We start from the raw sequence: 9,380 nt of genomic DNA on the forward strand, positions 1-9,380 counted from the left end.
CTGTTTTGGAACTGCCGGACTGGTTCCGGCAAGCCAGTGAGAAGGAACCGGATCAATGATCCAGATGCAATCCAATCTCGACGTGGCGGACAACAGCGGCGCGAAGCGCGTCCAGTGCATCAAGGTGCTGGGTGGCTCGAAGCGTCGGTTCGCAAGCGTCGGCGACATCATCGTGGTGTCGGTGAAGGAAGCGCAGCCGCGCGCCCGCGTTAAGAAGGGCGACGTGCACCGCGCTGTTATCGTGCGCACGAAGAAGGACGTCCGTCGTTCCGACGGTTCGGTCATCCGCTTCGACGGCAACGCTGCTGTGCTCGTCGGCAAGAACGAAGAGCCCATCGGCACCCGTATCTTTGGACCTGTTGTTCGCGAACTGCGCGGCAAGGGCTTCATGAAGATCATCTCGCTCGCGCCGGAGGTGCTGTAATGGCCGCCGCAAAGATCAAGAAGGGCGACACTGTCGTCGTTCGTTCGGGCAAGGACAAGGGCCGCACCGGCACGGTGCTGCAGGTTCTTCCGAAGGATGAAAAGGTCGTGGTGCAGGGCGTCAATATCGCCGCGCGTCACCGCAAGCCGAGCCAGACCAACCCCCAGGGTGGCATTGATCGCTTCGAAGCGCCGATGCACATCTCGAAGGTTTCGGTTGCTGACAAGGATGGCAAGGCCACCCGCGTCCGCTTCGAAGAGCGCGATGGCAAGAAGGTCCGTGTGGCCGTCAAGTCCGGGGAGGCCATCGATGGCTGATAAGTACACTCCGCGTATGCGGTCGAAGTATGACGCCGAAATCGCTGCCGCGATGCAGGCCAAGTTCGGCTACAAGAACGCGATGGAAATCCCGCGCATCGAAAAGATCACGCTCAACATGGGCGTGGGCGAAGCGAGCCAGGACAAGAAGAAGGTTACGACCGCAGCTGCCGAAATGGAGCTGATCGCCGGTCAGAAGCCTGTCATCACCAAGGCGAAGAAGTCCATCGCGCAGTTCAAGCTGCGTGAAGGTATGCCGATCGGTTGCAAGGTTACCCTGCGCCGTGAACGCATGTACGAATTCCTCGACCGTCTCATCACCATCGCAATGCCCCGCATCCGCGACTTCCGTGGTCTTAACCCGAAGTCGTTCGATGGTCGCGGCAACTACGCGATGGGTCTGAAAGAGCAGATCATCTTCCCAGAGATCAGCTACGACCAGATCGAAAAGGTGCGCGGCATGGACATCATCGTCACCACCTCTGCCAAGACCGACGAGGAAGCGCGCGAGCTGCTTCGCCTGTTCGGTTTCCCGTTCCCGCAGGATGCTGCTGAACAGCAGCAGGCCGCCTGAGCCAGTTCTAGGAAAGAGCTTAAGTCCAATGGCGAAACTGAGTTCGATCAACAAGAACGAGAAGCGCAAGGCTCTCGTTCAGAAGTATGCGGCGAAGTACGCTGCGCTGAAGGCCACGGCCGACGATGAATCGCTCGATGAAACCGAGCGCCTCATTGCCCGTCTGAAGATGGCACAACTTCCGCGCAACGCGAACCCGACCCGCGTCCGCAACCGTTGCAACACCACCGGCCGCCCGCGTGGCTACTATCGCAAGTTTGGCCTGTGCCGCATCGAATTGCGTGACCTGGCCAACAAGGGGCTTATCCCCGGCGTGACCAAGTCGAGCTGGTAAGGATCATCCGATGGCAATGACCGACCCCCTGGGTGATATGCTCACCCGCATCCGCAACGGCCAGCAGGCGAAGAAGGACTCGGTCCTCTCGCCCGCTTCGAAGCTGCGTGCGCACGTGCTCGAAGTCCTTCAGCGTGAAGGCTACATTCGCGGTTTTTCGGAGGACACCACTGGTGCCCACCCGCAGCTGCGCATCGAGCTGAAGTATTTCGAAGGCGCACCTGCGATCAAGCATGTTGCCCGTGTCTCCAAGCCTGGCCGCCGCGTCTACTCGGGTTCCAAGGAACTTCCGGTGATCCGTAACGGCCTTGGCATCACCATCGTCTCGACGCCGAAGGGCGTGCTTTCGGATGCCGAAGCACGTGCTGCCAACGTCGGTGGCGAAGTGCTTGCGGAGGTGTTCTGATGAGCCGCATCGGCAAGAAGCCGGTGACGATCCCTGGTGGGGTCACCGCGAACATCGCTGACGGCGTGCTGACCGTGAAGGGCCCGAAGGGCACCCTGACGCTCGCGCTCCGTGACGAAATCAGCTACACCGTCGATGGTGACAGCATCCTCGTGAAGCCCGCAAACGACACCAAGTCGGCTCGTGCTTTCTGGGGTATGCAGCGCACCCTCGTCGACAACCTCGTGACCGGCGTTACGCAGGGCTACACCAAGGTTCTTGAAATCACCGGCGTCGGCTATCGTGCCAACGCGCAGGGCAAGAACCTGAAGCTGCAGCTTGGCTACAGCCACGATGTCGATTTCGCGGTGCCGGAAGGCATCGAGATCAAGACCCCTGACAACACCACGGTGGAAATCTCGGGTATCGACAAGCAGAAGGTCGGCCAGGTTGCCGCCGAGATCCGTCGCTGGCGCAAGCCCGAGCCCTACAAGGGTAAGGGTATCAAGTACCGCGGCGAGTTTATCTTCCGCAAGGAAGGGAAGAAGAAGTAATGGCAAAGCTGTCTCTCTTCGAACGCCGCCGTCGTCGCGTCCGTACCGCGCTCAAGGCGCGCTCGGGCGGTCGTCCTCGCCTGTCGGTGCATCGCTCCGGCCGTCACATCTACGTCCAGATCATCGACGACGCACAGGGCAAGACGCTTGCCGCTGCTTCGACGCTGGTGAAGGGCGAGAAGTCGATCGGCGCGAATGTCGATGCTGCCGCCAAGGTTGGCACCGAGATCGCCGAGAAGGCCAAGGCCGCCGGCATCACCACTGTCGTGTTCGATCGCGGCGGGTTCCTGTTCCATGGCCGCGTCAAGGCGCTGGCCGATGCCGCCCGTGAAGGCGGGCTGGAGTTCTGACAATGGCTGACGAAACCAACCTGGAAGTCGCCGCCCCGGCCGAAGCAACCGGCGGTGAGCAGCGTGAAGGTCGCGGTCGCGGTCGCGGTCGTGGCGGGAATGATCGCGGTGGCGAACGTGGTGGCCGTGGCCGCCGCGATGACCGTCGCGGTCGTGGCAACAACGACGAGGAAGGTGGCGAGGAGCTGATCGAAAAGCTCGTCCACATCAACCGCGTCTCCAAGACCGTCAAGGGCGGCAAGCGCTTCGGCTTTGCAGCACTCGTCGTGGTCGGCGACGGCAAGGGCCGTGCAGGCTTTGGCAAGGGCAAGGCTCGCGAAGTGCCTGAAGCGATCACCAAGGCTACTGCCGCTGCAAAGCGCGCAATGGTCCGCGTGCCGCTGAAGGAAGGCCGCACCCTGCACCATGACGGCAAGGGCCGTTTCGGCGCAGGCAAGGTGAACGTTCGCACGGCTCCGGCCGGTACGGGCATCATCGCCGGTGGTCCGATGCGCGCCGTGTTCGAAAGCCTTGGTGTTGCCGACGTGGTGACCAAGTCGGTCGGCACGTCCAACCCCTACAACATGATCCGCGCCACCTTCGACGCGCTGACCGACCAGACTTCGCCGAAGTCGGTTGCGCAGCGTCGTGGCAAGAAGGTTGCCGATCTGCTCGGTCGTGGTGGTGCTTCGCAGGTCGAAGCCGAAGCTGCTGCCGAAGCCATCGCGGAGTAATCGGTCATGGCAACGATCAAGATCAAGCAGATCGGTTCGCCGATCCGTCGCCCGGAAAGCCAGAAGAAGATTCTGGTCGGCCTGGGCCTGGGCAAGATGAACCGCGTGGTCGAGTTGGAAGACACGGCGGAAGTGCGCGGCGCCATCGCCAAGCTTCCCCACATGGTGGCCGTGGTCGACTGACCATTGCTTCCCTAATGGGAAATGGGACACCCCGGCCATGTGCCGGGGTTTTCCTTTGGGGCCGGAAGCGCGGTGCTTCGACAGGTCCTGGAGGGGTGACAAGCCGTGACCGATGGTCTAGGCGCGCAACCTTCCGAAGCGCGACTCAAAGCGAAAGCGAGTGCACGATATGAAACTGAACGAAATTAGCGACAACTATGGTGCCCGTAAGGGCCGTATGCGCGTTGGCCGTGGCATCGGCTCGGGCAAGGGCAAGACCGCCGGTCGTGGCCAGAAGGGTGCCAAGGCGCGTTCGGGCGTCAGCATCAACGGCTTCGAAGGTGGCCAGATGCCGCTGCACATGCGCATCCCGAAGCGCGGCTTCAACAACATCTTCGCCAAGGACTATGCCGAAGTTAACCTGGGCATGATCCAGAAGATGATCGATGCGGGCAAGCTCGACATCTCGGGCACCGTCGATCACGCAGCGCTGAAGGCCGCTGGCCTCGCGCGTGGTGGCAAGGACGGCGTGCGCCTGCTCGCCAAGGGCGAACTGACCGCAAAGGTTGCGTTCCAGGTTGCCGGTGCCTCGAAGGGCGCGGTTGCAGCAGTCGAAAAGGCTGGCGGTTCGGTTTCGATCCCCGAAGCTGGTCCGAGCGAGGCCGAAAAGAAGGCGGCACGCGCCGCTGCCAACAAGGCCAAGTAAGCATTCCGGTCCCCGCCCGCCAGTCGGGCGGGGATTTCGGTATTGCAGGGGTTCGACTTTCGCGTCCCCGCACTATATGGGCTAGCTCATGACGTCGGAGACCCTGAGGCATCGGCCCGGTCTCGCAGCAAGGCTTAGAACCCCGAAATGGCATCACGCGCCGATAATATCGCCAGCAACCTGAATCTGGCCAACTTCTCCAAAGCGACCGAGCTTAAGAAGCGCATCTGGTTTACGGTGGGTGCGCTCATCGTGTTCCGCTTCCTGAGCTTCGTGCCGCTGCCGGGTGTGAACCCGCTGATCATGGAGACGCTGTACGACCAGACGCGGGGCGGCGTTCTCGACATCTTCAACGCGTTTTCGGGCGGATCGCTCGAACGCATGAGCCTGATCGCGCTGGGGGTGATGCCCTATATCACGGCCTCGATCGTGGTTCAGCTCGCCGCCTCGCTTCACCCCGCATTGGCGGCGATGAAGAAGGAAGGCGAAAGCGGGCGCAAGAAGCTCAACCAGTACACCCGCTATGGTGCGGTGTTGCTGACCGCGATCCAGGGCTGGGTCCTCGCCTCCGGGCTTGAGGCATACGGCGCGTCAAGTGGTCTGCAGGCGGTGGTCAACCCCGGCATCCTTTTCCGCGTCGGCGCGGTGATCTCGCTGATCGGCGGCACGATGTTCCTGCTGTGGCTGGGTGAGCAGATCACGTCGCGCGGGATTGGTAACGGCGTTTCGCTGATCATCATGGCTGGCATCGTCGCGCAGCTGCCGAAGTTCTTCGGCAACCTGTTCGAAGGTGGCCGCACCGGTTCGATCTCGCCGTTCCTGATCGTTGGCATCGTGATCATGCTGATCGGACTGGTGCTGGGGATCTGCTTCTTCGAGCGCGCCACGCGGCGGCTGCTGATCCAGTATCCCAAGCGGGCAACGCAGCGCGGCATGATGCAGGCCGACAGCAGCCACCTGCCGCTGAAGCTCAACACCGCAGGCGTCATTCCGCCGATCTTCGCCAGTTCGCTTCTGCTGCTGCCGCTGACGATCACGCAGTTTGCGGGCAACTCGATTTCGCCCGATACGACGATGGGGCAGGCGATCGTCACGCTGAACCAGTACCTCGGGCACGGCAAGCCGCTGTACATGGTGCTCTATGCGCTGGGCATCATCTTCTTCGCGTTCTTCTATACCGCCGTGGTGTTCAACCCGGAAGAAACGGCCGAGAACCTGAAGAAGAACGGCGGGTTCATTCCGGGCATCCGCCCCGGCAAGAACACCATGAACTACTTAGACTATGTGCTAACTCGCATCACCGTGCTGGGTGCGGCATATATCACCGTGGTCTGTGTGGTGCCGGAATTCATCATGGCCGAGACGGGTATGGGTGCGGTGTTCTTTGGCGGCACCAGCCTGTTGATCGTGGTCAACGTGACAGTCGATACAATCACCCAGATCCAGTCGCATCTGCTGGCGCACCAGTACGGCGACCTGATCAAGAAGGCGAAACTGAAGGGCAGGCTGCGCTGAGGGCAGCAGCCGCAAGAGGGGAAGACTTACCGTGAACATCATCCTGTTGGGCCCTCCGGGCGCGGGCAAGGGCACCCAGGCACAGCGTCTGGTCGAACGCCACGGCATGAAGCAGCTTTCGACGGGCGACATGCTGCGCGCAGCGGTAAAGGCCGAGACGCCGGTGGGCCTCAAGGCCAAGGCAGTGATGGAAGCGGGGCAGCTCGTTTCGGACGAGATCGTTTCGGCGCTGATCGGTGATGAACTTGACGCGATGCCCGCAGGGCAGGGTGCGATCTTCGATGGCTACCCGCGCACGGCGCCGCAGGCGGAATCGCTTGATGCTATCCTCGAAAGCCGTGGGCGCAAGCTGGACCACGTGATCGAACTGGACGTGAACGAGGACGCGCTGGTTGAGCGCATCACCGGGCGTTACACCTGCGCTTCGTGCGGCAAGGGCTATCACGATACGTTCGAAAAGCCTGCCGTCGATGGCACCTGCGACAAGTGCGGTGGCCACGAATTTAAGCGTCGCCCTGACGACAACGAGGAAACCGTGCGCACGCGCATGGCCGAATATCGCGCAAAGACTGCGCCGATCCTGCCGATCTATGAAACGCAGGGTATCGTTTCGCGCGTTGATGGCATGGCCGACATGGACGAGGTTACGGCAGCCATTGAGGCGATCCTCGGCAAGCGCTAACAGACGGATGTAAACGCCCGTTCGGGGCGGGCGGAGACTCCGGCAATGCGCATCGTGCATCTTCTTCTGGCGGCGGGGCTGGCTGGCTCCGCCGTTTCTGCGTCTGCAGAAGTCACGCTGAAGAACGACGATGGTTTTGTATCGCGGGTCACCGCTGAAGTAGCGGCCTCTCCGGCTGAGGCGTGGAAAGCGCTGGTTACGCCATCGTCATGGTGGAATGCCCAGCACACGTTTTCGGGCGATGCGGCGAACATGACGCTCGATGCAAATGCCAATGGCTGTTTCTGCGAGAAGCTGCCGGTTCCCAAGGATGCGCCTGCCGGGCAGAAGCCTGGTTCGGTGATGCACATGCGCGTGGTCTATGCGGAGCCTTACCGTGCGTTGCGGATGGTTGGCGGGTTGGGGCCGCTGCAGTCTGAAGCGGTGAACGGCACCATGACGGTGACGTTCAAGCCGGTCGATGGCAGCGGAGGCAAGGCCACGCGCATTCTGTGGGAATATGTCGTCGGCGGTTTCATGCGATACAAGTCCGACATGATTTCGGGCGCGGTGGACAAGGTGCTGGCCGGACAGCTCGATGGTCTGGTGAAGTTGTTGGGACCAGTGCAGCCAGCAGCCGACAAGCCTGAACCTGCAATCGCGACCGAACCGGTCAGCGCTGAACCGCAAGTAGCGGAAGAGAACTCGAGTTATACTCCTGATCCGGCGCGTGACGAGGAAGCGGCCGGGCAGTCGGTCAAATCCGCGCTCGACAAGCTTTTCCCCAAAAAGGATGGCGAGACGCCAGCGGGCAGATGATTTGCGGTTCCACCGCTTTCGCCCACGCCAAAACACGCTAATCTTCGTGTGACAAAAGATTGCGACTCGGGCGACGTTCCGAAGTCGCTCGTGAAACGGGGCGCACCAGATCGCAACAGGAGCCTTCAGGCTCCTTCGAGGGGGAGAGCACCGTGGCCGTATCCGATCATGTCGATTTGCCGACGTTCATGGAGGGCGTGAAAAAGCGCAATCCGTATCAGCCGGAATTCGTCCAGGCCGTGCAGGAAGTGGCCGAGGACATCTTCGAGTTCATCGAGGACAAGGAAGAATACCACGCCCAGCAGATCCTGCGTCGCATTGCCGAGCCGGACCGCGTTGTTTCGTTCCGCGTGTGCTGGGAGGACGATAACGGCAATGTCCGCGTGCAGCGCGGATGGCGCGTGCAGAACAACAACGCGATCGGGCCATACAAGGGCGGCATCCGTTTTCACCCCAGCGTCACGGAATCGGTGCTGAAGTTCCTCGCGTTCGAGCAGACCTTCAAGAACGCGCTGACCGGACTGCCGATGGGCGGCGGCAAGGGCGGATCGAACTTCAACCCCAAGGGCAAGAGCGTGCGCGAGATCATGCGCTTCTGCCAGAGCTTCATGACCGAGCTGTACCGCCACATCGGCGCCGACGTGGACGTTCCGGCGGGCGACATTGGGGTAGGCGGTCGCGAGATCGGGTTTATGTTCGGCCAGTACAAGCGCATTACCAACAACTTTACCGGCGTGCTGACCGGCAAGGGGCTGGAGTGGGGCGGCTCGCTGATTCGCACCGAGGCGACCGGATATGGCGCGGTCTATTTCCTTGCCAACATGCTGGCGACAAAGGGGGAAGACCTGATCGGCAAGACCGCCGTCATCTCTGGTTCGGGCAATGTGGCCACGCACGCGGCGGAGAAGATCGTCCAGCTTGGCGGCAAGGTGCTGACGCTTTCGGATTCCGGCGGATATATCCATGATCCAGACGGCATCGATCAGGAGAAGATAAACTGGGTGAAAAGCCACAAGACGCATCGTCGGGGCCGGATCGAGGAATATGTCGAGGCCTATCCCAAGGCGACGTTCGTGGCGGGCAAGACGCCGTGGGGCGTGCCGTGCGATGTGGCGCTGCCCTGCGCCACGCAGAACGAACTGCTGGGCGATGATGCACGCATGCTGATCGCCAATGGCTGCAAGGCGGTGGCCGAGGGTGCCAACATGCCGACCGATCTGGACGGCGTTCATGTGTTCAAGGCCGCGAAGATTCTTTACGCGCCCGGCAAGGCATCGAACGCGGGCGGTGTTGCCGTTTCCGGCCTGGAGATGAGCCAGAATTCAGAGCGGCGGTCGTGGCGGGAGGACGAATTGCAGCAGATGCTCAAGGACATCATGGCGGGCATTCACAAATCGTGCCTTACCTACGGCGATCAGGGTGGCGGCTATATCGACTATGTAAAGGGCGCAAACATCGGTGGCTTCAAGAAGGTGGCCGACGCGATGCTGGCCTTCGGCGTGGTGTGAGCTGACGCGACATCTGACGGCGATTGAATGGAACCGGCTGCGGTTGGGCGAATCCTCGCCCGGTCACAGCCGGTTCTTTCATTTCCGAGGCATCTCTGGCGTCGTGCGGTCAAGGATTTGCAGCTTTCCCACAGGTGCGCAGACCTGTGGAGTGACGGAATTTGCTTTCGCCGATAAGGATTTGCTGAGTGTTGCCACCATCGCGGAGAAATATTTTCGTTCCCTACTTGTTCCATGAGAACGAAATGGGTACATAACCCTTGTTGACGGTTCATGTGAGCCAACTCTAGCAAGGGGAACGAAGCCATGGCGGCTCAGCTCAAGCTCATCGAGGAAGGTAAGATCAAGGACATGGATC

The 9,380-nt window shown here is 61.3% G+C and carries 15 protein-coding genes; 14 read left to right on the top strand and 1 reads right to left on the bottom strand.

Features of this window, described 5'->3' with window-relative positions; all coding sequences use genetic code 11:
- Positions 1–55 precede the first annotated feature (55 nt).
- The 14 genes from rplN (at position 56) to gdhA (ending at position 9,022) form a co-directional block, all read left to right on the top strand.
- Positions 56–424 (top strand): 50S ribosomal protein L14, encoded by a 369-nt coding sequence (rplN, locus tag ACOVQ0_RS11115; protein WP_168853234.1) that lies wholly within the window; start codon positions 56–58, stop codon positions 422–424.
- Entirely contained in the window at positions 424–741 is a 318-nt protein-coding gene (gene rplX, locus ACOVQ0_RS11120; RefSeq protein ID WP_168853235.1) for a 50S ribosomal protein L24, read from the top strand. Before rplN ends, rplX begins: the two co-directional genes overlap by 1 nt.
- On the top strand, positions 734–1,315 hold the full coding sequence (gene rplE / locus ACOVQ0_RS11125) for a 50S ribosomal protein L5 (protein WP_421884308.1): 582 nt from the start codon (positions 734–736) through the stop codon (positions 1,313–1,315). Before rplX ends, rplE begins: the two co-directional genes overlap by 8 nt.
- A 28-nt stretch (positions 1,316–1,343) precedes the next feature.
- Positions 1,344–1,649 carry a 30S ribosomal protein S14 gene (gene rpsN / locus ACOVQ0_RS11130; protein WP_421884312.1) on the top strand — a complete coding sequence of 102 codons (306 nt, stop codon included), beginning with the start codon at positions 1,344–1,346 and terminating at the stop codon, positions 1,647–1,649.
- A 10-nt stretch (positions 1,650–1,659) separates the two neighbouring features.
- On the top strand, positions 1,660–2,055 hold the full coding sequence (gene rpsH / locus ACOVQ0_RS11135) for a 30S ribosomal protein S8 (RefSeq protein ID WP_168853238.1): 396 nt from the start codon (positions 1,660–1,662) through the stop codon (positions 2,053–2,055).
- Positions 2,055–2,588, top strand: coding sequence for a 50S ribosomal protein L6 (gene rplF / locus ACOVQ0_RS11140; RefSeq protein WP_168853239.1), 534 nt, complete (start codon positions 2,055–2,057; stop codon positions 2,586–2,588). The genes rpsH and rplF overlap by 1 nt, the downstream gene beginning before the upstream one ends.
- Positions 2,588–2,938, top strand: a complete 351-nt coding sequence (gene rplR, locus ACOVQ0_RS11145) for a 50S ribosomal protein L18 (RefSeq protein WP_168853240.1) — start codon at positions 2,588–2,590, stop codon at positions 2,936–2,938. The genes rplF and rplR overlap by 1 nt, the downstream gene beginning before the upstream one ends.
- Before the next feature lie 2 nt (positions 2,939–2,940).
- Positions 2,941–3,651, top strand: coding sequence for a 30S ribosomal protein S5 (gene rpsE / locus ACOVQ0_RS11150; RefSeq protein WP_168853241.1), 711 nt, complete (start codon positions 2,941–2,943; stop codon positions 3,649–3,651).
- Positions 3,652–3,657: 6 nt separating this feature from the next.
- Positions 3,658–3,834, top strand: a complete 177-nt coding sequence (gene rpmD, locus ACOVQ0_RS11155) for a 50S ribosomal protein L30 (protein WP_168853242.1) — start codon at positions 3,658–3,660, stop codon at positions 3,832–3,834.
- Between the two features lie 169 nt (positions 3,835–4,003).
- Entirely contained in the window at positions 4,004–4,519 is a 516-nt protein-coding gene (gene rplO, locus ACOVQ0_RS11160) for a 50S ribosomal protein L15 (RefSeq protein ID WP_421884317.1), read from the top strand.
- 147 nt (positions 4,520–4,666) lie between these two features.
- Positions 4,667–6,034, top strand: a complete 1,368-nt coding sequence (secY, locus tag ACOVQ0_RS11165) for a preprotein translocase subunit SecY (RefSeq protein ID WP_421884320.1) — start codon at positions 4,667–4,669, stop codon at positions 6,032–6,034.
- A gap of 31 nt (positions 6,035–6,065) precedes the next feature.
- Positions 6,066–6,716: an adenylate kinase gene (locus ACOVQ0_RS11170; protein ID WP_421884324.1), complete on the top strand. Its 651-nt coding sequence runs from the start codon at positions 6,066–6,068 to the stop codon at positions 6,714–6,716.
- Positions 6,717–6,761: 45 nt separating this feature from the next.
- On the top strand, positions 6,762–7,514 hold the full coding sequence (locus tag ACOVQ0_RS11175) for an SRPBCC family protein (RefSeq protein WP_421884327.1): 753 nt from the start codon (positions 6,762–6,764) through the stop codon (positions 7,512–7,514).
- A 152-nt stretch (positions 7,515–7,666) separates the two neighbouring features.
- A complete protein-coding gene (gdhA, locus tag ACOVQ0_RS11180; RefSeq protein WP_421884330.1) occupies positions 7,667–9,022 on the top strand; it encodes an NADP-specific glutamate dehydrogenase in 1,356 nt (451 codons plus the stop codon).
- A gap of 78 nt (positions 9,023–9,100) precedes the next feature.
- Here gdhA and ACOVQ0_RS11185 read toward each other — a convergent pair.
- On the bottom strand, positions 9,101–9,380 hold a 280-nt coding region (locus ACOVQ0_RS11185), incomplete at its 5' end, for a hypothetical protein (RefSeq protein WP_421884333.1).

Origin of the sequence: Novosphingobium sp. (assembly GCF_049240505.1) — a bacterium.
In the GTDB taxonomy this organism is placed as follows: Bacteria; Pseudomonadota; Alphaproteobacteria; order Sphingomonadales; family Sphingomonadaceae; genus Novosphingobium.